The sequence below is a fragment of the Shewanella carassii genome (assembly GCF_019670705.1).
Taxonomy (GTDB): Bacteria; Pseudomonadota; Gammaproteobacteria; order Enterobacterales; family Shewanellaceae; genus Shewanella; species Shewanella carassii.
Window position 1 is genome coordinate 1,853,816 of sequence record NZ_AP024618.1, and the last position, 26,704, is coordinate 1,880,519.

Here is a 26,704-nt window from a genome sequence, read left to right on the forward strand (position 1 = left end):
ATATATTGATAGCCTTATGCTTTTTTGGCAAATATCTCTTGGATTTTTCGACTAAAGATTGAGAGCCCTGCGGTTTGTTGCCGCGCTATAAAGGGCTACAATTGACTTAGAACCATAAGAACTTTTTTCTGTAGTGAGTGATGTATGCAGCTTTTTCTAATGCGCCATGGTGAGGCCAGCTTTGATGCCCCTTCAGATAGGGAGCGAATACTGACTGACGCCGGACGCCTCCATACGACACAGATGAGTAACTGGCTGAATGCTTCTGTTTCTTCCTTTGATCTGGTGTTGGTGAGTCCCTACCTCAGAGCGCAGCAGACCTGGCAGGAGCTGGGAAAACACTTTCCAGAACCGCGTAAATGGATGGTATTGGATGAATTGGTACCATCGGCCGACCCGGAAATGGCTGCCAGCCTGGTGAAGGCTTACGCCGAACAATTCAAGGCAGACAGGGTGTTGGTGATAGCTCACATGCCATTATTGGGTTATATGGTCAGTGAATTGGTGGCCGGTATTGAGCCGCCGTTATTTGCGACTTCATCAGTGGCGCTTGTCGATGTGCATGGACAGCAAGCTAGTGTGATGTGGCAACAAGGGCCGCACAATATCGCCTAGTGGTTCCAGATTAAAGCAGCCTTCAGGGCGGTGATTAACCTAAACTCAAGCGCCTTAACTGATTAAAAAGGTGACTCTTGGGCAAAATACCAGCAAAACAAGCAACCCGGTCATGACCGGGTTCTTTGCATTTTATAGTGCTAAGTCTGTAAAGGGAGCAGCTTAACTGCGGTTAGCGTCTGTGGGGATGTTCGCCAATATCTATTAGTACCAGCAGCGCCGCATCGCCGCCCCATTCTTTGGGGGCCTGATGAAAGGCTTTGACTTTGGGGTGCTGCGCCAGCCACATGGGCAACTGTTGTTTGAGAATGCCGGTGCCGTAGCCGTGCATGACACTACAGCAAGGGCTGTGTTCACGGATACAGGCCTGGATCAAGGCCGCCAGTTCCAGCTTGGCTTCGGTTTGGCGGTAACCATGCAGATCCAAAAGAAAGTCAGGTACATAATCGCCTCTACGCAGACGTTTGACTTCCATGGCGTCCACATCGTCCCGACACCAACGCATAGGGCCGTTTACTGGCAATAATGGCTGGTAAACGTCTGAAAAATAACTGTCCGCCTGGATCTGAACTTCTTTTTCAGCCAGTTGCTTCTTGGTTTTGCTCGGCGGGCGGAAATGGCGTTTATCCTGGTCGAGCGGGGTGATCCCGGATACCAGTGCCTGAAATTCCGCCAGGCCTTCTTTGTCGTTTTCTTCGTTCATCAGGCTATTTTATTGAATCCTGTTTCTTCTGAACAGACTTCAGTTACAATGGAGGCGGAATAAGAACAAAGCCGGAGTCAGATTTTGGATAAGATCTTTGTGGATGAAGCCGTCACCGAATTGCGGACGGTAGGCGACATGTTACGCTGGGCCGTCAGCCGTTTCAATGACGCCAATATTTATTATGGTCATGGTACAGATAACGCGTGGGATGAAGCGGTTTCCTTGGTATTTCACGCCCTGCATCTGCCCGATGACATTGGTCAGCAGGTGATCCACGCCAATCTCACCAGCAGCGAAAAACACAAGATAGTTGAGCTTATCATCCGCCGGGTACGCGAGCGTTTACCCGTGCCTTATCTGACCAACACCGCCCGTTTTGCCGGGCTGGACTTCTATGTGGACGAAAGGGTGCTTGTGCCTCGCTCACCGATTGCCGAGATGATCCAAAACGGATTCGGTCCTTGGCTCTACAACAAGCCGGTAAGACGGATCCTCGATCTCTGCACTGGCAGTGGCTGTATCGCCATCGCCTGTGCCTATCAATTTGAAGAGGCCGAGGTCGATGCGCTGGATATCAGCGAGGATGCACTGGAAGTGGCGCAGATAAACGTTGAGTCGCTCGGTGTGATGGACAGGGTGTTTCCCATGCAGTCCAACCTCTTCAGCGCAGTGCCACGAGCGCCGCAGTACGATCTGATTGTGTCCAACCCACCTTATGTCGATGCCGAAGATATTGCCGAGATGCCGGATGAGTATCGCCATGAGCCGGAAATTGGTTTGGCGTCCGGTCGAGACGGCCTGGATATCACCAAGCGCATTCTGGCCAACGCCGCCGATTACCTCACAGATGACGGTATCCTGGTGGTGGAAGTGGGTAACTCCATGGTGCACCTGATTGAGCAGTTCCCCGATGTGCCTTTCACCTGGGTTAGCTTTGAACATGGCGGCGATGGGGTGTTTGTGCTGACAAAAGATCAGCTAGTTGAAAATCAATCACTGTTCGCCATCTTTAAAGACAGTGAATAATAAAGCGGCCCATTAGCCAATGGGCCAGTAAAGCCGAGGTTCGGATGGCCGAACCTCAGTGGCCGGTCACTTTATCTCTAGGGGGAAATTAAGCGGATGTCGGGAAACAGCATAGGTCAGAACTTTGTCGTCACCACTTTTGGTGAAAGCCATGGGCTTGCACTCGGCTGCATTATCGATGGCTGCCCGCCAGGGCTTGAGCTGACTGAAGCCGATATGCAGCAGGATCTCGACCGTCGTCGTCCGGGGACTTCCCGCTATACCACAGCCAGACGCGAGCCGGATCAGGTGCGTATTCTCTCCGGCGTATTTGAGGGCAAGACCACAGGCACCTCCATCGGGCTGTTGATTGAAAATACCGATCAGCGCAGCCAGGACTACTCCAATATCAAAGATCTGTTCCGTCCCGGACATGCCGACTATACCTATCAGCAAAAATATGGACTGCGCGATTATCGCGGCGGTGGCCGCTCCTCGGCGCGGGAAACTGCCATGCGGGTGGCGGCAGGGGCCGTGGCGAAGAAATACCTCAAGGCGGTACACGGCATTGAGATCCAGGGTTATCTCTCCCAGCTTGGGCCTATTTGCGCCGACACTCTGGATATGGCGCAGGTGGAACAGAACCCCTTTTTCTTCCCCGATGCCTCCAAGTTGGAAGCGTTGGATGACTATATGCGCGAGCTGAAAAAAACCGGTGATTCCATCGGTGCCAAGGTCAGTGTGGTGGCCACCAATGTGCCGGTCGGCCTTGGCGAGCCGGTATTTGACCGTCTCGATGCCGATATTGCCCATGCACTGATGGGAATCAATGCGGTCAAGGGCGTTGAAATCGGTGATGGCTTTGCCGTCGTTAACCAAAAGGGCTCAGAGCACAGAGATCTGATGTCGCCTGCCGGGTTTGACAGCAACCATGCCGGCGGTGTGCTCGGGGGTATCTCTTCCGGGCAACCCATAGTGGCCCATATGGCGCTGAAACCCACGTCCAGTATCAGCGTGCCAGGCAAGAGCATGACAGTGCAGGGCACAGAGGCCGAAGTGGTGACCAAGGGGCGGCACGACCCCTGTGTCGGGATCCGCGCCGTGCCCATTGCCGAAGCCATGTTGGCGATAGTCTTGATGGATCACTTGCTGCGTCATCGGGCCCAAAACCAGGATGTCAGCAGCCTTACACCTGTACTTGGAATGCGATAAATGCGCGGACTGTTTCCCGCAGGGGGACAGCTCGCCTGGCTTTCTGCCTGCTATTTTTTCTTCTTTGGCATACTCGGTGTCATGGTGCCCTATCTGGGGGTATTTTTTGACAACCGCGGTTTCGATGCCGCCGAAATAGGCTTCCTGCTGGCCATACTCATGGCAACCCGCATAGTCGCGCCCAATGTCTGGGCGCTGGTGGCGGATCGCACCGGCATGCGCTCAGAGCTTATCAAGCTCGGCGCCTTTGCCGCCGCATTGACCTATCTGAGTTTCTTTTATCATGGCGGCTTTCTCTATCTGGCGCTGAGTCTGGCCCTTTATACCTTCTTCTGGAATGCGATTCTGGCGCAGCTTGAGGTGATCACCCTAGAGACCCTGGGTACTGAAGCCAATAAGTATGGCCTCATTCGCAGTTTCGGCAGTGTCGGCTATATCGTGCTGGTGGTGGGTACTGGCTGGGCCATCAAGGAGTTTGGCCCCGATGTGCTGCTCTATGTCGGGCTGAGCCTGTTTCTCGGGTTACTGGGCAGCGCTTTACCTTTGCCTTCGAATCGCGCCTCGGCGGGGGCCGGGCAGGATAAGCCGGCACTCAAACTCGGGCGGCCGCTGCTGTGGTTTTTACTGTCTGCCATGTTGCTTCAAGCCAGCGCCGGGCCTTTCTACGGCTTTTTCGTGCTTTATCTCAAACAGGTGGGTTACACAGAGGCCAGCGCCGGTATTTTTGTGGCGCTAGGAGCCGTGGCGGAAATCTTCATGTTTATGATAGCGCCCAGGTTACTCGGTCGCTATGGGGTCAAGACGCTGCTGCTGGTGAGCATAGGCATGACGGCGCTGCGTTGGCTGCTGGTGGCTTTTGGCGCCGAAAGCATGTTGCTTTTGGGGCTCAGCCAACTGCTGCATGCCTTTACCTTTGGTTTGACCCATGCGGCATCCATCCAGTTTGTGCACCGTAATTTTGATATCAGCCACCGCAGCAAGGGCCAGGCACTTTACGCCAGTTTGAGCTTTGGCGTCGGCGGCGCTTTGGGTACCTGGATCTGTGGCCTGATTTGGGGCGATGGCAGCGGCGCCTTCTGGTGTTGGGTGTTTGCCGCCGCGTGCGCCTTGCTGTCCATGTTGGCCGTGCTGGCTATTCCGGGTAGCGACTCCAGGCGTCAATCACAAGGGGAACCCATTGACGCCTGATGATTTCTTACAAGAGCAGAGCATCATTTGCCGGAGAGAGTTATGAGTAAAATGTTTCGACTGGGCCTTATCATTAATCCGCTGGCCGGGCTTGGAGGCAGTGTGGCCCTCAAGGGCAGCGACGGTGTGGCAAAAGAGGCGCTGAGTCTTGGCGCCACCCCCAAGGCCGGTCTGCGAATGGAACAGGCCTTGGCTGTGATAACGCCTTTTGCCGAGCGCCTGCAAATCTATACCGCCTCGGGGAATATGGGTGCCGACCTGGCGCAAAAGTTGGGTTTTCGCACCGAGGTGTGTTACCAAGCGGCAACGGATACCAGTCGCAGTGATACCCAAGCTGCCGCCAAGGCCTTGATGGCGCAGGAGCTGGACTTGCTACTGTTTGCCGGCGGCGATGGCACGGCAAGGGATATTTACGGCGTTGTCGGTGAGCACTTCCCCGTACTCGGTGTACCGGCCGGGGTCAAAATTCATTCGGGTGTTTACGGCATTACTCCCCACGCATCCGGGCTGGTATTGAAGCAGCTGCTGGAAGGTGCCCTGGTGAGTCTGATGAGCGCCGATGTGATGGACATAGATGAAGAGGCCTTCCGCCAAGGCATTGTCAGGGCGCGGCGTTATGGTGAAATGACAGTACCTGCCGAGCCGCGATATATCCAGGCGGTGAAGATGGGTGGCCGCGAGGTGGATGAACTGGTGCTGGCGGATATTGCCGCCGAGGTGGTCGGCGATATGGAAAATGAGCTCTATATCATGGGCTCCGGCAGTACAGTGGCGGCCGTGATGGAGGAGCTGGGGCTCGATAACACCCTGCTCGGGGTGGATCTGGTGCGGAACAAGACCCTGCTGGCCTCGGATCTTAATGCGGCGCAGTTATTGAGTGCCACTGAAAATCAAAAGGTTAAGTTGGTCATTACCCTGATAGGTGGCCAAGGGCACATTCTTGGCCGTGGCAACCAGCAGTTGTCGCCCGAGCTTATCAGGCGCATTGGCAAGGAAAATATCATCATTCTTGCCACCAAAAGCAAACTAAAAGCACTTGAAGGCAGGCCGCTTATCGTGGATAGTGGCGACCAGAAATTGGATAGCGAACTTAGTGGCTATTATCGAATTGTGACAGGTTATCGGGATTACGTGATGTATCAGGTGGCCAACCCAGACTTAGCGGAGTAGAGCATGTTAGAGAAGTACGAACAGGCATTGGAGCAGTGGATTGGCGAGATAGTGGCCGGCGGTGACGATGATGCCCTGTTTGCCAGCGGTTACCTTCAAGGCCATTTTGCCGTGGTGCTGGCCGAGCTGGAAAACGAGTCAGAGCAAGGGCTGGATGCCTTGAATGAGCGCATGCAGCAATGCCTGAAACTGGCAGCCAAAGAGCTTGAAGATGCCGACTACCGTCTGGTGGATAACGCTTGGTCAGAACTGAAACAGCGGATCGCCGCCTGATCGGGTTTGAGCAAGAACACAAAAAGCCCCGTTCGGGGCTTTTTTGTGTCTGACTTTTTGTGTTTGAAATGATAGCGAATGCAGAGAGTTTACAGTGCCTTGCCTTTGATGAGCTTTCGCATCCACATCCGGTTGGGGTTGAGGCGCTGCAGCAGTGTACTTCCCACCGGCAAGGGTTGATGGCAAAGTTCTGATGCCAGAATTTCCGCCGCCAATGGACCTGTGCTGAGGCCGCGGGAGCCCAAACCACCAAGAACATACAGACCGGGATGAACAGGCGCCTGCGTCTGTTGCCAGTAGCGGGCACTCTCGGGAGTGTGCTGATGTTGCTGATAGCCCCGCATGAGCGCATCGATATCCGGCGCTTGTCCCAGCATGGGAAAGTGATCCCGGGTGACCATACGCACACCCACTCTGGCACCTTGCCCCATCACCAGCCCCTGGTGCCAGTCGGCATCCGGATAACTCATGGCGATTTTTTGCAGGTTTTCTCTCTGCTCGACTGCGCTGTAGGCCAATTGCTCGGGCTCTTTAACATAACTGGCTCCCAGGCAATGAATGCCCTCCCAGGCCGGGGTGAGATAGCCCTTGGCGCACAGCACTGCCTTAAGCGCTCCCAAACCGCCTTGGGTTGCCACTTCACTGACCTGGCCGCGAAAGGGGGAGGCGGGCAGGGCCGAAGTTTGTGGCAGCGCCGTCAGCGAAGCGCCGCTTGCCAGCACCAATTTCTTGAATGGTCCAAAGCGGCGACCATCGGCGGCACTCAGCCACCAGTGGCTACCTTCTCTTGAAATCTCGCTGATATGGGTTCGGGGTTGAAAGTCACAATAGGTCGAGTCGACAGCGTATTGGATGGCGGCCTGACACAGGGCTCTGGGGCAGACCCAGCCACCCAGAGGGTAAAAAAGACCATCTTCTTTTATATCCAATCCCGCAAGCTCTGTCGCCTCAGTGCTGTCGACCCGGCGCAGAATATCCGGGTGCCAGTTTTGGCCCATGGCAATCTTATTCAGACGGGCGCGGCTTCGCTCATCAAAACCTGTATGCAACACACCGCAAAAGTCATAGGCGATATCGAAACCGGCGGCAGCCAGCGCGGTTATCCGCCGCCGACTAAAGAGAAAACCTTGTTGGAACAGGGTGTTGAGTTCGGATGTTTCCGGAGTCAACAGCGGGTAGAGCGCGCCCTGACGGTTGCCGCTGGCGCTCTCTCCCGCATTGTCCTCACTGCAAAATACCTGACAGTGTTGCTTACGCTCCGCCAGTGACAACGCCAGCTGACTACCGGCCACACCGGCACCGATAATGGCAATAGATTCATCGGCTGCAAGCGCGGGTTCCCGATAGAGTGGCCAGGGGGCCCGTTCGGCGCAGCTTTGGTGTCGCAAGGCAAGGCGCTCAGCCTTGGCGATAGGCGCGAGCTTGCTCTTATCTCCGCCGAGCAATGAGGTGAAATGATGAAAATCTGTAGCCTTGAGTCCGCTATCGGTTAATAAAGGGGCAAGTGCATCGCGTTTACTTGGCAGACACAGTAAGTCGGCGTAGTCTTTAGCCAAGCGCGCCATTTCCCAGACTATCGCCTGCGAGGGCGAAGGTTCTGCGAGCCATAGCCAGTTGTCTATCCAGCCCTCATTACTTAAACCTGGCAGTGCTTTGAGCTGCGTGGCGTCAAACTCGAGATAGAGATCCAATCTCAGGCGACCACCATCGAGCACAAAACGTTGACAGCCGGGGATAGCTAGAAGCGTGGCTGCCTGTAGTTCGCCGAGCAAACTCTTTAACCCGATAGTTATACTCTCTTCGGATGCCGCGTATTGCATTGTCTGCCATAATGGCAGTTTGCTTTGCAGAACCTCAAGCGATTCTGTCCGGGAGTCTCTATCGGCGGCAAACAGCAAGAGCTGTAACACAAGCTTGGGATAATCCTGCCTTAGTTGGCTCCAGAGTTGCAATAGAGGCAATAGGGCTTCGCTGCCTACCGCCGCCAGACAGATTTGCCGCCCAAAGGGCTTGTCATTGGACTGGGATTGTTGATAGGGCGCAAGAGTTGTCGCCGGGGCTTGTGTTGTATCCGCAGATGTGGGATTTTGGCTGCAAGTTTGCGTATTTTCACTGCCGGATGGCCGAAGTTGTTCCTGTTTCACGGGCAATCTTTTACTCTGGAGGCCTTATTCGGCATTATTTTACCCAAGTTTACGGAAAGCTGACCACTTAAATGCTGTAAAACGGCTAACATGGCGTCAGCGTAAAGTAGGTACTGAATTGTACGGAATGGATAGTTAAACATGAAAAGAGTCGTGATCACCGGAATTGGCGTTGTTTCAAGTATCGGTAATAACAAACAAGAAGTGACTGAATCTCTCAAGGCTGGCCGCAGTGGTATCACCCATTCAGCTCAATTTGAGGAGATGCAACTGCGCAGTCAGGTCTGGGGCGACATTAAACTCAATCCCGCTGAGCTTATCGATCGCAAGGCGCTGCGTTTTATGGGTGATGCCGCCGCCTACGCCTATTTGGCCATGCAGCAAGCCATCGAAGACAGCAACCTGACCGAAGAGCAGTATTCAGATCCTCGTGTGGGTCTTATTGTCGGTACCGGCGGCGCTTCGTCTTCCAACCAGGTTCAGGCAGCAGACACACTGCGTGCCAAGGGTGTTAAGCGCGTAGGCCCTTATATTGTACCGCGGATTATGTCTTCTACAGCCAGTGCCTGTCTGGCCACGCCTTTTAAAATCAAAGGGATGAGCTACTCTATTAGCTCGGCCTGTGCCACCAGTGCGCATTGTATTGGCCACGCGGTGGAACTGATCCAGATGGGTAAACAGGATATGGTCTTTGCCGGTGGCGCCGAAGAGATCGATTGGACCCTGACCATGGGATTTGACGCCATGGGCGCCTTATCCACCAAGTATAACGACACACCTGAAAAAGCCTCCCGCACCTATGATGCCGACCGTGATGGCTTTGTGATCTCTGGTGGCGGCGGCATAGTGATTGTCGAAGAGCTGGAGCATGCGCTAGCCCGTGGCGCCAAGATTTATGCCGAAGTCATCGGCTACGGCGCTTCATCCGATGGTTATGATATGGTTGCTCCAAGCGGCGAAGGTGCGGTGCGCTGCATGAAGATGGCGCTGGAGTCCGTAGATACACCTATCGATTACATCAACACTCACGGTACTTCTACCCCTGTCGGTGATGTGCGTGAGCTGGAAGCTTTGCGTGAAGTCTTCGATGGCCAGCTGCCGGCGATTGCCTCAACCAAGTCGCTGACAGGCCATGCGCTGGGTGCAGCCGGTGTTCATGAAACGATATACAGCCTGTTGATGCTTGAACAAGGTTTTATCGCGCCTTCCATCAATATCGACAAGCTGGACGCGGCCGCAGAAGGTATGCCGATTGTGCGTGAATACCGCGATGCCGAGCTCAACACTGTTATGAGCAACAGCTTTGGTTTCGGTGGCACCAACGCTACCCTGGTGATGCGCAAGTACAAGTAAACACCTTGAGTCAGTGAAACAAGAAGGAAGCCAAATGGCTTCCTTCTTTGCTTATTAGCCCACGCAAAACATGCATGGGCTTGTGAGTACCTTCCTCAAATGTGCGCCGGACTCAGACAAGCTTGTAGCTCGCTGATAGAATAACGGCTTAATCCACAACAGAGCAGGAAAGTCGATGAAGTTGGTGGTTGATGAAAATATGCCCTATGTGCAGCCCTTGTTTGCCGAGCTGGGGGAGATAGTGACCGTCGATGGCCGTCATCTGGATGCGGCCACAGTGGCCGATGCCGATGTTTTGCTGGTGCGCTCGGTCACCAAGGTCAATGAGGCGCTGCTGGCAGGCGCACATAAACTTAAGTTTGTCGGCAGTGCTACCATAGGGATAGATCATGTGGACAAGGCTTATCTGGCGTCTCGCAATATCCCCTTTTCCAATGCTCCCGGTTGCAATGCCACTGCGGTTGGCGAATATGCTTTTATTGCTATGTTGGAGCTGGCCAACAGGTTTGATACTCGGCTCAAGGGCAAAACCGTTGGCATAGTCGGTGCGGGTAACACAGGCTCTGCGCTGGCGCGCTGCCTTGAGGCCTACGGAATTAATACCTTGCTTTGCGATCCCTTGCTGGCCAAGGCTGGTGACAGCCGCCGCTTTGTCAGCCTGGATGAACTGGTTGCCGGCGCCGATATCGTTAGTCTGCACGTACCTCTGACCCGAGGTGGCGAACATCCCACTTGGTATCTGTTTGATGAGCAGCGACTGGAGACACTGAAACCCGGCTGCTGGTTGCTTAACTGCTGCCGCGGTGAAGTGATAGACAATCGCGCGCTGATCCGGGTTAAGGCCAAGCGGCCGGATCTCAAGTTAGTGCTGGATGTCTGGCAAGGGGAGCCTAACCCCATGATGGAGCTGGTGCCTCTGGTGGAGTTTGCGACTCCGCATATTGCCGGCTACAGCTTGGAGGGCAAGGCCCGGGGCACTTTCATGTTATATCAGGCCTTGATGGCGATACTCAATCGTCCGGCGGACAAGTCGCTTGTGGCGTTATTGCCTGAGCGTTGGAGCTCCCGGCTCGATATCAGCAGTGCACCCGATGAAAAGGCATTATTGTCTTTGTGCCGATTTATTTATGATCTACGTGATGACGATGAAAAATTCCGGAAAATGCTGAAAAACCCCGCAGGTTTTGATGACATGAGAAAAAATCACCGCCATAGACGAGAATTCAGTGCTTTGACCCTTTCAAACGCCGGGGGTTCTGGGGTAGATTGGTTGTCTCATTTAGGTTTTTCAGGAGTCGGTCTGTAAATGTCGCAGGAATTTAACGTTGTCGTATTGGGTGCCTCAGGGGCTGTGGGTCAAACCATGATTGAAATCCTCGAGGAGCGTAACTTCCCGGTGGCGAATCTGTATCCACTGGCCAGTAGCCGCAGCGCCGGTGAAACCGTGAGTTTTCACGGCAAACAGGTGGAGATCCTCGATGTAGAAAGCTTCGACTGGACTCAGGCGCAGATAGGCTTCTTCTCTGCTGGCGGTGATGTCTCGGCCAAATGGGCGCCGATTGCGGCCGATGCAGGTTGTGTGGTGATAGATAACACTTCTCACTATCGCTATGATCTGGATATTCCACTGGTGATCCCTGAGGTGAATCCAGAAGCGATTGCCGACTTCCGTAACCGTAATATTATTGCCAACCCCAACTGTTCAACCATTCAGATGTTGGTGGCGCTCAAGCCTATCTATGATGCCTTTGGGATCAGCCGTATCAATGTGGCCACTTATCAGTCGGTTTCCGGTACCGGTAAAAAGGCGATTGAAGAGCTGGCGGGGCAATCCGCCAAGCTGTTGCAGGGCCTACCATCAGAACCCAAGGTCTATGACAAGCAGATAGCCTTCAACGTGTTGCCGCACATAGATAAGTTTATGGAAAACGGCTACACCAAAGAAGAGATGAAGATGGTCTGGGAAACTCAGAAGATCCTCGGCGACAGCGATGTTCTGGTTAACCCTACTGCGGTGCGAGTCCCTGTATTCTACGGCCACTCGGAAGCGATTCACATCGAGACACTGCAGCCGGTTGATGCCGCCGAAGTCAAGGCGGTATTGCGGGATGCTGAAGGCGTGGTGTTGTTTGAAGATGATGACGATTATCCAACGGCCGTCACCGAAGGTGCCGGTAGCGACCCTGTGTATGTCGGCCGGGTACGCAAGGATATCTCCCACGATCTGGGTATAGATCTTTGGGTGGTCTCTGACAATATCCGTAAGGGCGCGGCGCTTAACAGTGTACAGATAGGCGAAATCTTAATCCGCGACTATCTCTAGAACTCCTTGTTTCTGTTGAAAAAGCCTGCAAGCAGCAGGCTTTTTTTGTTTTGCAAATGTGAACAGTAGCAGGGCGGGGATTTCTGGTTTATAGTAATCTCAATAAATACAAATGCCTAAAGCCAGTCGTCAGTCGGCGAAACCAGCGCTTGAAAGGGAAGAATGGATGAACTTTCGCACTTCATATCTTGTTGGCCTGATGGCCGCTTTTTTTGCCCTGAATCCAGGCACAACGATTACCCCCGTTAATGCAGAAGGCCTGAAAATTACCGGTCCTGACGGTCAGGTGCGCCAACAGGTGCGTCAGTATGGTCCGACAACGCCATCGGACACCTTCTGGAGCATTGCCCAGAAAGTCAGACCGGATCCCAGCGTCAGTATCTATCAGGTCATGGCCGCAATTTTTGAAGCCAACCCGCACGCTTTTTCATCCAATAATTACAACAGCCTGGAACGAGGCATGATACTGCTGATCCCTTCTAAAGAGGTGATGCAGGCCATCCCCTTGAGTATGGCTCGAGCCCGCGCAGAGCAGGATGACAAGCGCTGGTCTTCCGGCAAGTCGGTAAAGGACGATGATGGTAGAGTCGAAACCGCTAAAGCCCCCGAGCCTGTAAGCCAAGCAGCAGATAAATCATCTCCGGCCACCCAAACTCAAACGGTAGCGCAGCCATCTAAAGTCGATACAGGTGTCAAGGAAGACAGCGCGCCGCCGAAAGAGAGCGAGCCAGTGACAGAGCCTGCTCAAGTCGCTGCAGACAAATCGCCAGCCACCACAACCGAAAAAACAGTCCAGGAAACTACTGCAGAAGCGGCCGATGACAACAGCATTGAAGCGTTGCAGAGCCGCAACTTGAGCCTGACCGATGAACTGGGGCGCGCTCAGGATCAGCTCTTGGTGGCTAACACTGATAATAAGGGGTTGCAGGCTCAAATCGATGAACTGAATCAGCGTCTGTCGGTATTGGAAGAATCGCTGCAGGCCAGCAAAAAGCAAGAGCAGCAACTCAAGGCCGAAAACGCTGACCTCAAACAACAACTTCAAGCAGCCAAGACCAAAGCGGAAGCGCCGGACGATCTCTGGCGTAGCCTGATGGATAATCCATTATTGTTGATGTTGGCTGCCGCCGTCCCTGCGGTACTGCTGTTATTGTTGCTGTGGAGCATGCTGCGTCGCAGGCGTAAACAGGCCGATGCCCAAGCACCACAGACGGAGGCCGCTCCAGTGGTCGCGGCAGCCGTTGCCGGCGCGGCTGCGACCGAGATGGCTAACGCCAACGATGAATTAGCCGTACATCTGGATGATGATCAGGACGATTCGATTGAATCTTTGTTGGATGTGAGTGGTACTGCATTGCAACCCGAGCCTGAGGTTGAAGGCGACGATAGTGAGCAGATGGACATGGCTCAAGGTATGTTTATCGACTCGGGCGAGAGAGATGATAGTCAGGATGCCGAAGATGAAGGTCAGTCTCTGGATGATCTCTGGGCTGAGGCAATGGGTGAACAGGATTTGGACGAGAAACCCGAAGAGCCCGCTGAAGACGATCTGGACTCGCTACTTGTCGGCTTGGATGATAGCGATAAAGAGGATGCTATTCCGGAAGAGTTGCAAACAGAAGAGCAAGTATCCTCAGAACCCGATTTGAGCGAAACCTTGCCTGAAGATGTGACTGCGGCCTTCGAGCAAGAGTTTGAAACAGAGCTTGAGCAAGAGCCTGTGTTTGAACAAGAATTCAATCTTGAGCCAACACAAGAGCTGGAGGTGTCTCATGAGGACACCAACACAGCGACTGATGAACTCGATGAAGATCTCAGTGCCGCCATTGCCGCTGAATTAGCTGATGAAACCCAAGATGAAGATCTTCAGGAGGTTGATCTGGATTCGCTATTGGCCGGGTTTGACACCCCAGTCGAAGAGAAGCCTCAACTTGATGAAGATGCGCAGAGTGCAGTGCCAGAGGCTGATGAAGATCTCAGTGCTGCCATTGCCGCCGAATTGGATGAAGACGACTCAACCTATGCCGAACAGGGTGAAGAGGCTGACATCGATGCCTTGCTGGCCGGTTTTGATGCCCCGACAGAAGTCGATGATCAAGACGAACTCAGCGAAGCTATCGCAGCCGAGTTGGAAGGCAGCAATATAGATATAGAGGCCGAGGATGCTGAAGCCGATATCGATGCTTTACTGGCGGGTCTGGACGAGTCGGTTGTTGATGCCGACAAGCAAGCCACTGGTGCAGCCAATGCTGTTGCTGACGACAGCGAAGCGCTTGATGCCTTGCTGACTGGACTGGCTGATGAAACGGCAGTTAGTGAAGATGCCGAAGAAATCGCCGCTGAGAAGCAAGATGTAATAGATCGCAGCGATGATGAATTGGATGCCATGTTGGCGGAGTTGTCGCAATCTCAGGAAGCTGACACATCGCAGCTTTCCGATGTAGCCGAGGCCAGTGAGGCACAAAAGACTGACAGCGAGCCAGGCGGTCAAGGCAGCGACAAGGATTCCGGCTTTTTCGACGATCTCAAAGCTGGCAGCAAGAGCCATGATCCGCATGTTCTTGAATGGGATCCTGCCGCGCCAGAAGAGCCTTCCGTTGAGGATAAGGAAGAGCCTTCAGCGAAAGAGCAGCCTGATGCTGTTGATAGCGCCATAGCGACCGAGTCTGAATTGGCTCTGGATATTGACAGCAGCGATGACAAGAACCTGAGTGACGATGAGTTGTTGGCAGCTTTTTCTGAAACTGTGGCCAAGGACGCAGAGGCGGATGAAGAATTCAGTCTCGATCTGGATAATGCTGACTCGCTGGATCTCGAAGAGCATAAACTGACAGTGGATGAAGCGCTGGCGGCCCTTGATGCCAAAGAAAAGGGCAAGGCGGGCACTAGCGCCGTGACTGAACATGACCTCAGCGCCTTCCAGAAGGAAAACGGATTTATCGATATCGAGCGCCTGCTGAATGAAGCCGATGAAGGTAACAGCGATACCGACCCTTACAAGGAGCTGGATGTGGATATGGGGGAGCTCGACTCTCTCGTAGGCGCCGCCACTATGATAGATGTCGATGATGAGGAAAACTCGGTCAATGCCAAGTTGGACTTAGCACGGGCTTATATCGAAATCGATGATAAGGATGCCGCCAAGGCATTGCTTAAAGAGGTGGAGCTGGACGGCAATGCCAAGCAACAAGAAGAGGCCGCGGCCCTGATAAAAACCTTGGGCTAGACTCAATCGATACGCAAACGGCGCCAGGGGCGCCGTTTTTTATGCAGTCTGTTGCTTGTTCGGGCTTTTTCTTGGAGGCGAATGCCCGCTCTGTGGTAGAATTCGCCGCCTTGAGATCAGGGGAGAAACAGATGCGTATTGCGTTGGGTATCGAATATGATGGTAGCGGCTATTACGGTTGGCAGCGCCAGGCCGAAGTGGATTCAGTTCAGGGGCAGTTGGAGCGGGCCTTGTCCCAAGTGGCCAATGAGCCGATAGCACTGCAATGCGCCGGTCGCACCGATGCCGGGGTACACGCCACCGGGCAAGTGGTGCATTTTGATACTTCTGCGATTCGTAACGAAGGCGCCTGGACCCTGGGCGTCAATGCCAATCTGCCGGACAATATCGCGGTGCGCTGGGCCAAAGAGGTGGATGACAGTTTTCATGCCCGCTTTTCGGCAACTGCTCGCCGCTACCGGTATATCATCTACAACCATAATTTCCGTCCCGGCATTTTGCGTGGTGGCGTCAGCCATTATCACGGCGACCTCGACGAGCAGAAGATGCATCAGGCGGCCCAGTATCTGCTGGGTGAGCGCGACTTCACCAGTTTCAGGGCGATCCAATGCCAGTCGCGCACCCCGTTTCGCAATGTGCACAGGGTCAGTGTGACCCGCCAGGGCATGTATGTGATAGTGGATATCGAAGCCAATGCCTTTTTGCATCACATGGTGCGCAACATAGTCGGCTCGCTGCTGGAAGTAGGACTTGGCAATCAGCCGCTGGATTGGCTGGGTCAGTTGCTGGAGCTCAAAGACAGAACCCAGGCTGCCCCCACGGCTAAACCTAATGGCCTCTATCTGGTGCATGTCAGCTATCCTGAGCAATATCAACTGCCCAAGTTGGCCATGGGCCCACTGTTTATGCCGGACTGAAACCGTTAGCATGCTGTTGCCGCCACGCTTTTGCTTGCGGCAACATCAAGATTTAAGGGAAGAATCAAATGTCGCAATCATCCGCTCATCAGCATCCGCTACCGGGAGCCGACGCTCCTTTGTCAGTTTGGCTGGACTACCTGCTGGCTATTCATCCGACCGAAATCGATATGGGGCTCGAGCGGGTCACCCAAGTTGCCACCAGGCTCGGGGTGCTGTCACTGGGCAGCACCAAGGTGATCACAGTTGCCGGTACCAATGGCAAGGGCAGCACCTGCCGTATGCTGGAGCAGATCATGCGCGCGGCGGGTTATCGGGTCGGGGTTTACAGCTCGCCCCATATCCTCAATTACAATGAGCGGGTGCGGATAGACGGTGTCGATGCGCCGGATAGCGACTTTATCTCGGCCTTTGAAACCATAGAGGCGGCAAGAGGCGACACCTCGCTGACCTTCTTTGAATATGCCACCCTGGCCGGATTACTGCTGTTCAAGCAGGCCAAGTTGGAGCTGGTTATTCTGGAAGTGGGCCTGGGAGGCCGACTGGATGCCACTAATATAATAGATGCCGATGTTAGTGTGGTAACCGCCATAGATCTTGATCATCAGGCGTATCTTGGTGACACCCGGGAACTGGTTGGCCGTGAGAAGGCCGGCATTTTCCGTCACAAACGCCCGGCGATAGTGGGCGATGCCGAGATCCCTGCCAGCGTAGTTGAGGTTGCCAATGAAAAGGGCGCCTTACTCAAGGCGGTAGGGCAGGCATTTTCCTACAAGCAAACCAGCACAGGCTGGGATTTTTGCGGTGAGCACTGGCAGTTTGAGGGCTTACCCAAGCCGCAACTACCTCTGCCCAATGCCGCTACTAGCTTGGCTGCGCTGGAACAACTCTGGCCTGAGCTCTCCGAAGCGGCGATTCGCTCAGGGCTCTCCAGTGCCAGGCTCAGCGGCAGAATGGAGCATATCTGCGAGGCGCCGCTGATTATTTTGGATGTGGCGCACAATCCCCACGCGGCCCGCTATCTGGCGCAAAGGCTGGATGAACTGCAGGCCAAGGGACGAGTCTATGGTGTTTGCGGTATGCTCAAGGACAAGGATATCGAAGGCGTGATGCAGGCGCTGGCACCTAGCATAGACAGCTGGTTGTTGGTGACCTTGCATAATGAGCGTGGTGCCGATGCTGGCCGTTTGCGAAAAGCCCTGCCGGATGGCTGTGACGCCCGGGAATTTGAACAGATGGCGGATTGCTGGCAATACCTCAAACCCAAACTCGGCGCCGAAGATGTGGTAATTGTCTTTGGCTCCTTTTACACTGTTTCGGGCTTTAAAGCGCTTATCTAAGACTGGAAGGAAGATATTTTGTCGACTCAGTTTCATAACCGTCTGGTAGGTACCGTAGTGTTGGTCGCCTTGGGGGTGATCTTTTTACCGGACATTCTCGATGGCAAGAAAGAGCGCCAGCAGGAGCAGTTCACCGAAATTCCGCTGCGGCCGGATACCGAATCGCAATTGGCGGAGCCGGGAGAGTTTGAAACCCTAGATCTGGCCGAGACCCTGGACTTGGCACAGGAGACAGACGAGCCTCAGGTTGAAGTCGAACCCGCTCCCGAGGTGAAGGCTATCGAAAACAGTGTTTCCAACACCGCCCAATCCAAGCCACAGGAGGTCAAAAAGACTCCAGAACCCAAGGCTAAACCCAGTGATGCAGCCTGGACTTTACAGCTCGGCGCCTTCAGTAACGCGGCCAATGTTAAAGCCCTGGTAGCCAAATTGCGCAAGGCCGGATTCAGCGCCTATACCTTGCCGGACAAGCCTGTGGACGGCAAATTGACCCGGGTGTTTGTCGGTCCGGATGTCTCCAGTGATCGCATCAAACAGCAACAGAAGAAGGTTGAAGAGTTGACCAAACTCAAGGGTAAAGTGGTTCGCTATAACCCACAGGAAAGATGACAGTTTGCCCCGAGTCGGCAAGCAATTATTTACGCCCCGGGGGTGAGAATGCTTGCCTTCTCTGGTAGAATCCCGCCGACTTAAATCTTCACCGGATACTTCTACCCATGGTTTGGATAGATTACGCCATCATCATAGTTATCGGATTATCGACTCTTATCAGTCTGATCCGTGGTTTTGCCAAAGAAGCCATGTCGCTGGTGGTTTGGTTCGCCGCCTTTTTCATCGCCAGCCAGTTTTATCAGGACCTTGCCGTTCATATCACCCAAATTAATGATGAGGTGCTGCGAAACGGGGTCGCCATCGCCATCCTGTTTATTGTCACCCTGATAGTGGGGGCCTTGGTGAACTATTTGATAGGCCAGTTGGTCTCCAAGACAGGACTCTCAGGAACGGACAGAATTCTTGGCCTGTGTTTCGGTGCGCTGCGCGGCGCATTGATAGTCAGTGCCATACTCTTTTTTATGGATGCCTTTACCGGCGCGCCCAAAACCGATTGGTGGCAGGGTTCGCAACTGGTGCCCGAATTCGGGGTGGTTATCCAGTGGTTTTTTGACTACTTGGAAAATACCTCAAGCTTTGTACCCAAAATATAAAAAATACAATTATCAGAACATCTTACAATGAGGAAGCTTACCCATGTGTGGTATCGTCGGAATCGTTGGCCGCTCGGCGGTCAATCAGACCATCTATGATGCACTGACAGTGCTTCAACACCGTGGCCAGGATGCTGCAGGCATAGTGACTATCGATCAGAATGCCTTTCGCCTGCGTAAGGCCAATGGTCTGGTCAAGGACGTATTTGAACCCAAGCATATGCAGCGGCTGCAGGGCAACGCCGGCTTAGGCCATGTGCGTTATCCCACAGCCGGCAGCTCCAGTGCCTCTGAAGCCCAACCGTTTTATGTGAACTCTCCTTTCGGGATCTCTCTGGCGCACAACGGCAACCTGACTAACACACTGCAACTGGCCGAAGGACTGCGTAACAAGCGCCGCCATGTGAACACCACGTCCGACTCTGAAGTGCTGCTAAACCTGTTGGCCGATGAGCTGGACAAGACCGACAGCCTGACCTTGAGCCCGGATGAAGTGTTCGATGCCGTCTCCCGGGTGCACGCCGACACCCGCGGTGCCTACGCCGTGGTGGCCATGATTATTGGTCAGGGCCTGGTGGCATTTCGCGATCCTTTCGGTATTCGCCCTCTGGTGCTCGGCAAGCATGAGACAGCCTCTGGTACCGAGTATATGGTGGCTTCAGAAAGCGTGGCACTGGATGCCGTTGGTTTCGAAGTGATGCGCGATGTGGCTCCCGGCGAAGCCGTGTATATCACCACGGAAGGTGAGTTGTTTACCCGTCAGTGCGCCGAAGCGCCAAGTTATGCCCCCTGTATCTTCGAATTCGTTTACTTTGCCCGTCCGGACTCCACCATAGACAAGGTGTCAGTCTATGCCAGCCGGGTCAACATGGGCGCCAAGCTGGGTGAGAAGATCCGTAAGGAATGGTATGACCATGATATCGATGTGGTGATCCCTATTCCGGAAACCTCCTGTGATATCGCTCTGGAAATTGCCCGTGGCATGGATCTGCCTTACCGTCAGGGATTCGTGAAGAACCGCTATATCGGCCGTACCTTTATCATGCCTGGGCAGCAGGAGCGCAAGAAGTCGGTCAGACGCAAGCTCAATGCCATCAACGCCGAGTTCAAGGACAAGAATGTGCTGCTGGTGGACGACTCCATAGTGCGTGGTACCACTTCAGAGCAGATCATCGAGATGGCCCGTGAAGCCGGTGCCAAGAAGGTGTATTTCGCCTCGGCCGCGCCCGAAATCCGCTTTCCCAACGTTTACGGCATAGACATGCCAACCTCCAATGAGCTGATTGCCCATGGCCGTGATGCCGATGAAATCGCCCGTATCATTGGCGCAGATGGCATCATCTTCCAGGATCTGAGCGATCTGGTGGAAGCGGTGCGAATGGAAAACCCGGATATCAAGCGCTTCGAAACCTCAGTGTTTGATGGTCACTACATCACCAAGGATGTGGATCAGGCCTATCTGGATCATCTGACCCAGCTGCGTAACGACGATGCCAAGGCTAACCGCAACAAGGATATAGGTACCAACCTGGAGCTGCATAACGTCTGCCATCCTTGATAAGGGAAGGTGCGAATAAGTCCTCTCTGATAAAGCCAACCCTTGAGGTTGGCTTTTTTCTGTGCCAGTCAGTATGCTGAGCCTCGACTCTTGATGGTGCAGGGAGAGAAGCACAATGGATAAGTACCGGGAAACCGTGGCCACCTTTGACAAAATGGCGCTTCCCTATCGGGATAAGTTTGCCGGCAACGATTGTTATGACTCGGCCCATAACCGATTCGCCTCCTTGCTGAAGCAGTATCAGGCCTGTGCCGGGCGGCGCCTGCGGTTACTGGATATCGGTTGTGGCCCTGGGCATGTCAGCGGCATGTTGGCAAAAAGGGTGCCTGAGCTCGAGATAGTGGGTATAGATGCGGCGCCCGCCATGGTGGCACTTGCCGGTGAATTGTTACCCGAGGGACGTTTTTATCGGCTGGATAGCCGCAAGCTTGGTTGTCTGACGTCGCTGCTTGAAACTGATGCCGTGCAGGCTATCGCCCCCCTTGATGTGTCTGAAAACACTGCTGCGCCCGTAAGTATTGGGGTTTCTGATGGCTCTAATACCCTTGATGACCTAGAAGACTTAGACACGCCAGAGGGTTTTGATGCAATACTTCTGCTCTTCGTCACGCCTTATCTTGAACGTCAGGACGTGATGGCCTTACTGCAAGACTGCCGTGCGCTACTGAATGACGGCGGGCTCCTGTATCTGGCCTCGATGGAGGATGACTATCAAGAGTCCGGCTATCAAAGCTCCAGTTCCGGAGACAGGGTCTTTATCCACTATTATCCCGAAGTGTTTTTCGTCAGTGAGTTGGCCGCGGCCGGGTTTGAGCTTATTGATAGTCTGCGTAAACCCTATCTGGAGCAGGGCGAAGTCAAGGCCACAGATCTGTTTCTCTACGCCAAAGCCGTGTAAAAACCAAAGGCGTTTCAGAGGCAGATAGCGCCTGGACTTTTCAGGCAAAACATTTGTTTTGCCCATCACTTTGCCTCCGTTAGCGAACCGTTTTACGAATAAACTCCAGCAGGCGGTTGTTGGCGGGCATGGCATGATCTTGACAAAGCTCAAGCCCCTGGGCTGCGGCCAGCATCAGGATCCACTCCTGATCGCGAATGCCGCTTTGCGGATCGCGCTGCCTTAACATGGCATCGAACACCCGGTTGGAGTCGCTGCTGTAATCGCCTCGGTAGTTGAAGGGGCCATAGAGGCAGAAACGGCCGCCGCTTTGCAATACTCTGCCTATGCCGGTAAACATTGCTTCCACCATGGGTTGACTCATGATATGCGCAGTATTGGCGCTATAGATGGCATCCGGTGCCGGCTCAGTTGCCGCCTGCGGCCAGGGGGAACACACCTCCAGAGTGATCACCTCGGCCAGATTACTCGCCGGGAGTTTGCTATGCCAGGCGCGGATCCCATCAAGATACTGGGGTTGATCGCTGCATTGCCACACCAGGTGCGGTAACTCTGGGGCAAAGTAGACCGAGTGCTGACCGGTACCACTGCCTATCTCCAATACCCTGCGGCAGCCTGAGAATGCCTGTTTGAGAATCCTGAGTATCGGTTCGCGGTTGTTTTCACAGGCTTGGGAGAAGGGCGCGGGTATCGAAGACATAAAAGATTTCCTGCAATCTTGCCGTCGTGACGGCTGAGTGAGTCTGGTGTTTTACTGTACTTACTTTATAACATTGTCAAAGGCTTAAATCATGGCAAGTTTAATCTGTGAAGAAACATAAAAAGCGCCCCTGAGGGCGCTTGGTTCGTTTTATGTCTCAGCTGACAGCCTTATTGGGCAGGCTTGAGATCTATGCGGTAGACGGCAAAGCCCAGTTCATCGGTACTCAGCTTGGTCATGGTCCTTTGCTGGTTGGCCTGGATGAAGTTGGCGGCCTTGTCACTGTCCTGGGTGACAAAGCGGATGTCCAGAGCAACATTCGTATCTATATTCCTGAAGTCCCAGTTATAGTCGGCCGTGGGGTTAACCATGGCGTCATACTTGTCGGTTTCAGGATTGTACTTGGATTGCTCTGTAATATAAGCCGCCAGAGCTTCACGGTTGGTGTCCGGCAGTTCCAGTACCACGTGCTCGCTGCCGGTGCCGGCAAACTTTCCGCCAAAGGCGCGGTAGTTGTTGGAGGCGACGATAAACTCCTTGGCCGCCAGGGTTTCACCTGTATAGACAGTGCCTTCGCTGTCGGTGAAGGCCAGATCCACAATTCGCGAGGCATCGGCATTGACCAGAGCACAATCCCGATCGAATTTGCTCGGTTGAGTCACGTCTATCTTGTAGGTCACGCCATCGATAACATCAAAGTTATAGGTGGGGTGGTTATAGTTCACCAGCTCTTGCGGCTCAGTGCTGGCTGGATCTATTTGGTTGAACTGGTTGGCCGAACACTCGAGCCAGTCTTTCAGCTCAGCGCCGTTTAGCTTAACCGCCACCATAGTGTTGGGGTAGAGGTAGAGATCGGCGGCGTTCTTGAAGGTCAGCGGCCCTTTGTCCACCATCACATACTGATCGGCATCACTGGTGGTACTGTGACGGCCACCGGCCTTGAACGGCGCGGCTGCAGAGAGCACCGGCAATGACTTGAGTGCTTCCGGCAGTTTGGCCTTGACGTTGGTTATCTGGGCGTCGGAGACAATCTGCACCGTCGGGTCGTCCTGCACCAGCGTCAGGAAACTGAACATGTCGGCGGCGGCTACCCCAATTGGCTGCTCGACAAAGGCGATGGTTCCCTGGTGTTCGAGCTCAACCGCATCGTGGATGTCCTTATCGGCTTCCACCAGTGGTGTCTTGTTGGCACCGTCATAGATAGGGCGGGCCTCAGTGCGGGCCGAGAGCACAGTCCACTTGCCGTCTTTACGTTGCAGTTTGAAGTCGACCAGGCCCATGTTGTCGCCCCAGCGACCCGGCATCACGGCGGGGACACCGTTAAGCAGGCCTTTTTCCACATCTGTGTTGGGCAAGTCGCCATAGCGGGCATCGGGGAAGATGGAGTGGCTGTGGCCGAACATGATGGCATCAATACCGTCGACATAGGTGAGGGCATAGGTGGCGTTTTCGGCAGCAGGATCGCCTGGGTTTTCGGTGGAGCCAATGCCTGAGTGCGGAATGGCGATAATGATATCGGCGCCTTCAGCCTTCATTTGCGGCACAAATTTCTTGGCGCTCTCCACTATGCTCTCGGCACGTACCTTGCCGGTGAGGTTCTGCTTGTCCCACAGCATAATTTGCGGAGGCACAAAACCTATATAACCAATCTTGAGCTTGTGGCTGTTGCCGTCAGTGTCCTTAACCTCGGTTTCCTTGATGAGGTAAGGGGTAAACAGGTTGTCACCTTTTTTGACCCCGTTCCAGCAATCATCGGCATCACAATAGACGTTGGCGTTGACATAGGGGAACTGGGCGCCGGCGAGGGATTTTTCCAGAAAATCCAGGCCGTAGTTGAATTCGTGGTTGCCTATGTTACCCACGGCATAATCAAGCAGGTTCATCGCCTTGTAGGCGGGGTGCACTTCGCCATCGGCGATGCCCACTTTGGCCATATAGTCGCCCATGGGGCTGCCCTGCAGCAGATCGCCGTTATCGACCAATACAGTGTTGGTGACTTCTTTGCGGGCGGCGTGGATCAGGCTGGCGGTACGGGCCAGACCTATAGTGGGGTCTTCCTTGCCGCTGTAATAGTTGTAATCCATGATGTTGGTATGCAGATCTGTGGTTTCCAATACCCGCAGATCTACGCTCACCGTTGGTTCATCCTTGTCGTCGCTGTTACAGGCACTGAGTCCCAGTGCGGCGGTAATCGCCAGTGTGATTAATGTCTTGGTTTGCATTGTTTACTACTCTTGGTTTTTATTATTGACCCCGGGAGATTATCCCGCCCATCATCTGGTTAAATCACTGTTAACCATGTGATTAATCTGGTTAACGCGGCGCAGTATAGCCAAAGCTGAAGACACTTGTGTGACATCTGGCGTCATGACTCGGTGACAATTTGTGACGCGTAGCAAGTTAATGCCTTGTCGGATAGTGGCATTAGTGTCTATTCCGGTGTGTTTGCACAGCCTTGAAGTAGGATCTTTGTTCAATCAGGCCCAGGGCAGAATTTCTTACAGTTAAGTCATTGTCCAAACAGCGGAAGAGTTGTTATGGTAATGGCGGGAATCAACAGGGCTGTTGCCCCGCCGAGACAGGTGTCCCGGGTAGCAAATTATAACAATGGAAGGTGCGAACAAGTCCTATGCAGAATGCCATGAGGACTGATTCGTACCCTCCCTAAGCAATAGCCTGCCGTTAATGGAGTCAAGATGCGTAAGACATTAATCGCCACCGCCATAGGCGCTGCACTGGTGCTGAGTGCCTGTGCCGAACAGCAAACCAATGAAACCGTCAGCAATACCCAGGTAAAACAAGTGAGTCAAAGTATGCCAGAGGCAAAAAGTGCCGAGCAAACCGCAAGCAATGTGCTGCTCAGCCCAAGTCCGCTGCAGTATCATGCCCCGCAGTTCGACAAGATAAAGACAGCAGACTATCTGCCGGCCTTTGAAGCCGGGCTCAAGGAACACAAGCAGCAGATCGCCGAGTTAATCAACAACAGCGAAGCCGCTTCGTTTGATAACACTATAGTGGCGATGGAAAAGAGCGGCGCTCTTCTCAACCGCACAACAAGAGTGTTTTTCAGTATGGTGAGCTTGCTTTCCAATGATGAGCTTCAAGCCATTCAAGGGGAAATCGTTCCCAAGCTTACCGAGCACAGCGACAATATTTTCCTCAATCCCAAGTTGTTTGCCCGGGTTGAAGCCGTCTACCACCATAAAGATAGCCTGAGCACGCAAGATCAACGCCTGGTGGACTTCTATTACAATCAATTCGTTCGTGCCGGCGCCAAATTGAGCGAAGCCGACAAGACCCAAATGCGTGAGCTCAACGGTGAGCTGGCTACATTGTCGACCGAGTTTTCGCAAAACATTCTCAAGTCGTTCAAGGATGATGTGATCCTGGTGACCGATAAGGCGCAGCTCAAAGGCTTGAGCGAGGATGAGATAGGCGCCCTGGCCAACGCCGCCAAGGAAGCGGGTAAAGAGGGCTACCTGATAAGCCTGGTGAATACTACCCGCCAGCCACTGCTGTCGAGCCTGGAGGACAGAGGCCTGAGAGAGAAAATTTGGCAGACTTCGGCCAATCGTGCCATGGCCAGCAATGGTCCTATCGTACTCAAGCAGGCACAGTTGCGCGCCGAAAAGGCCAAACTGCTGGGTTATGAAACCTGGGCTGACTATGTACTGGCCGATCAGATGGCCGCTAATCCGGATGCGGTATTTGCCATTTTGGATGACCTGGCACCCAAGGCCGTTGCCAAGGCTAAGGCTGAAGGCAAGGATATCCAGGCGCAAATCAAGGCTAGTGGTGCCGACTTTGAGCTGCAGCCATGGGACTGGGCCTTCTATGCCGAGCAGGTTCGCAAGGCCAAATACGATTTGGATGAGAGCCAGATCAAGCCCTACTTCGAATTCAATACAGTGCTGAATGACGGCATGTTCTACGCCATGCAGAAGTTCTACGGCATCACGATGAAAGAGCGTAAGGATCTGCCGGTATGGCAGGAGGATGTCCGCGCCTGGGAAGTATTCAACGAAGACGGCAGCTCCATCGGGCTTTTCTATCTGGACCCTTACGCCAGAGTGGGCAAGAGCGGTGGCGCCTGGATGGATGAGTTGGTGACCCAGAGTTTCCTTTTGGATAACAAACCTGTGGTCTATAACGCGCTCAATATTCCCAAACCAGCCGAAGGTCAGCCTACGCTGATGACCTTTGATGAAGTGACCACCATGTTCCATGAGTTTGGTCACGGCATTCACGGTTTGTTCTCGCAGGTGAAATACCCAAGCCTGGCTGGTACCGCTACCCCGAGGGACTTTGTTGAGTTCCCCTCCCAGGCCAACGAGGATTGGGCCACAGATCCGGATGTTTTGGCTCACTATGCCAAACATTACAAAACCGGCGAGCCGATTCCGCAAGCCTTGCTGGAAAAGGTGCGTGCAGCGGCCAGCTTCAACCAGGGTTATGACACGGTAGAGTACCTGGCCGCGGCGCTGCTTGATATGGAGTGGCATTCCTTAAAGGCCGGTGAACCAGTGGCGGACGTTAAATCCTTCGAAGCCAAGGCCCGCGCCAAGCACGGCCTGGATTATGCGCCTGTGTTGCCGCGTTACCAGTCGACTTATTTCAGTCATGTATTCGGCGGCGGTTACTCGGCCGGATATTACGCTTACCTGTGGACCGAAGTGTTCGCAGCCGACGCCTTTGCCCATACCATGGCAGAAGGCGGCCTCAAACGAGCCAATGGTGACAAGTATCGTCAGGCAATTCTCTCCAAGGGGAACAGTGAGGATCTGATGCAAGACTACATCCAGTTCCGCGGCCAGAAACCCACAGTGGATGCGCTGCTCAAGCGCCGAGGTCTGGTAGACTGAACCCTTTGA

General features: G+C 53.8%; 21 protein-coding genes. 17 read left to right on the forward strand and 4 right to left on the reverse strand.

The features are described 5' to 3' along the window. The first annotated feature begins 144 nt into the window (after positions 1-144). Complete coding sequence (gene sixA, locus K5621_RS08515) at positions 145-615, forward strand: phosphohistidine phosphatase SixA (protein ID WP_221050933.1); 471 nt, start codon at positions 145-147, stop codon at positions 613-615. A 172-nt stretch (positions 616-787) separates the two neighbouring features. Here the strand turns inward: sixA and smrB are convergent, their stop codons facing one another. Next, entirely contained in the window at positions 788-1,318 is a 531-nt protein-coding gene (smrB, locus tag K5621_RS08520) for an endonuclease SmrB (protein WP_025010455.1), read from the reverse strand. A gap of 84 nt (positions 1,319-1,402) precedes the next feature. On the opposite strand from smrB, the gene prmB reads away from it, so the two are divergent. The 5 genes from prmB to K5621_RS08545 all read left to right on the forward strand — a co-directional run bounded on the left by prmB (position 1,403) and on the right by K5621_RS08545 (position 6,169). Continuing rightward, positions 1,403-2,347: a 50S ribosomal protein L3 N(5)-glutamine methyltransferase gene (gene prmB / locus K5621_RS08525; RefSeq protein ID WP_221050934.1), complete on the forward strand. Its 945-nt coding sequence runs from the start codon at positions 1,403-1,405 to the stop codon at positions 2,345-2,347. A gap of 96 nt (positions 2,348-2,443) precedes the next feature. Continuing rightward, positions 2,444-3,538 carry a chorismate synthase gene (gene aroC, locus K5621_RS08530; protein WP_221050935.1) on the forward strand — a complete coding sequence of 365 codons (1,095 nt, stop codon included), beginning with the start codon at positions 2,444-2,446 and terminating at the stop codon, positions 3,536-3,538. Then, the gene (locus K5621_RS08535; protein WP_221050936.1) at positions 3,539-4,726 is read left to right on the forward strand and encodes an MFS transporter; all 1,188 of its coding nucleotides are present in this window, start codon (positions 3,539-3,541) and stop codon (positions 4,724-4,726) included. A 42-nt stretch (positions 4,727-4,768) separates the two neighbouring features. Beyond that, positions 4,769-5,896 carry an ATP-NAD kinase family protein gene (locus tag K5621_RS08540; RefSeq protein ID WP_221050937.1) on the forward strand — a complete coding sequence of 376 codons (1,128 nt, stop codon included), beginning with the start codon at positions 4,769-4,771 and terminating at the stop codon, positions 5,894-5,896. A gap of 3 nt (positions 5,897-5,899) precedes the next feature. After that, complete coding sequence (locus K5621_RS08545; protein WP_100142787.1) at positions 5,900-6,169, forward strand: YfcL family protein; 270 nt, start codon at positions 5,900-5,902, stop codon at positions 6,167-6,169. 89 nt (positions 6,170-6,258) lie between these two features. On the opposite strand, the gene mnmC1 is transcribed toward K5621_RS08545, so the two are convergent. Then, complete coding sequence (gene mnmC1 / locus K5621_RS08550; RefSeq protein ID WP_221050938.1) at positions 6,259-8,313, reverse strand: FAD-dependent 5-carboxymethylaminomethyl-2-thiouridine(34) oxidoreductase MnmC1; 2,055 nt, start codon at positions 8,311-8,313, stop codon at positions 6,259-6,261. Positions 8,314-8,454: 141 nt separating this feature from the next. On the opposite strand from mnmC1, the gene fabB reads away from it, so the two are divergent. The 10 genes from fabB to K5621_RS08600 all read left to right on the forward strand — a co-directional run bounded on the left by fabB (position 8,455) and on the right by K5621_RS08600 (position 21,133). After that, positions 8,455-9,666: a beta-ketoacyl-ACP synthase I gene (gene fabB, locus K5621_RS08555; RefSeq protein ID WP_100142785.1), complete on the forward strand. Its 1,212-nt coding sequence runs from the start codon at positions 8,455-8,457 to the stop codon at positions 9,664-9,666. Positions 9,667-9,841: 175 nt separating this feature from the next. Next, entirely contained in the window at positions 9,842-10,972 is a 1,131-nt protein-coding gene (locus K5621_RS08560) for a 4-phosphoerythronate dehydrogenase (protein ID WP_221050939.1), read from the forward strand. Then, a complete protein-coding gene (locus tag K5621_RS08565) occupies positions 10,973-11,989 on the forward strand; it encodes an aspartate-semialdehyde dehydrogenase (RefSeq protein ID WP_221050940.1) in 1,017 nt (338 codons plus the stop codon). 166 nt (positions 11,990-12,155) lie between these two features. Next, on the forward strand, positions 12,156-15,215 hold the full coding sequence (locus K5621_RS08570; RefSeq protein ID WP_221050941.1) for a FimV/HubP family polar landmark protein: 3,060 nt from the start codon (positions 12,156-12,158) through the stop codon (positions 15,213-15,215). Between the two features lie 131 nt (positions 15,216-15,346). After that, entirely contained in the window at positions 15,347-16,132 is a 786-nt protein-coding gene (gene truA, locus K5621_RS08575) for a tRNA pseudouridine(38-40) synthase TruA (RefSeq protein ID WP_100142821.1), read from the forward strand. A 68-nt stretch (positions 16,133-16,200) separates the two neighbouring features. Beyond that, the gene (folC, locus tag K5621_RS08580; RefSeq protein WP_221050942.1) at positions 16,201-17,472 is read left to right on the forward strand and encodes a bifunctional tetrahydrofolate synthase/dihydrofolate synthase; all 1,272 of its coding nucleotides are present in this window, start codon (positions 16,201-16,203) and stop codon (positions 17,470-17,472) included. Between the two features lie 18 nt (positions 17,473-17,490). Further along, positions 17,491-18,081, forward strand: a complete 591-nt coding sequence (locus tag K5621_RS08585; protein WP_100142780.1) for an SPOR domain-containing protein — start codon at positions 17,491-17,493, stop codon at positions 18,079-18,081. A 107-nt stretch (positions 18,082-18,188) separates the two neighbouring features. Beyond that, a complete protein-coding gene (locus K5621_RS08590) occupies positions 18,189-18,677 on the forward strand; it encodes a CvpA family protein (protein ID WP_025889046.1) in 489 nt (162 codons plus the stop codon). 43 nt (positions 18,678-18,720) lie between these two features. After that, complete coding sequence (gene purF, locus K5621_RS08595; protein ID WP_100142779.1) at positions 18,721-20,235, forward strand: amidophosphoribosyltransferase; 1,515 nt, start codon at positions 18,721-18,723, stop codon at positions 20,233-20,235. A 115-nt stretch (positions 20,236-20,350) separates the two neighbouring features. Continuing rightward, complete coding sequence (locus K5621_RS08600; RefSeq protein WP_221050943.1) at positions 20,351-21,133, forward strand: class I SAM-dependent methyltransferase; 783 nt, start codon at positions 20,351-20,353, stop codon at positions 21,131-21,133. Between the two features lie 79 nt (positions 21,134-21,212). On the opposite strand, the gene K5621_RS08605 is transcribed toward K5621_RS08600, so the two are convergent. Further along, on the reverse strand, positions 21,213-21,833 hold the full coding sequence (locus K5621_RS08605) for a DUF938 domain-containing protein (RefSeq protein WP_101096739.1): 621 nt from the start codon (positions 21,831-21,833) through the stop codon (positions 21,213-21,215). A gap of 170 nt (positions 21,834-22,003) precedes the next feature. Further along, complete coding sequence (locus tag K5621_RS08610) at positions 22,004-24,055, reverse strand: bifunctional 2',3'-cyclic-nucleotide 2'-phosphodiesterase/3'-nucleotidase (RefSeq protein WP_221050944.1); 2,052 nt, start codon at positions 24,053-24,055, stop codon at positions 22,004-22,006. 474 nt (positions 24,056-24,529) lie between these two features. On the opposite strand from K5621_RS08610, the gene K5621_RS08615 reads away from it, so the two are divergent. Next, on the forward strand, positions 24,530-26,695 hold the full coding sequence (locus K5621_RS08615) for a M3 family metallopeptidase (RefSeq protein WP_221050945.1): 2,166 nt from the start codon (positions 24,530-24,532) through the stop codon (positions 26,693-26,695). Positions 26,696-26,704 lie beyond the last annotated feature (9 nt).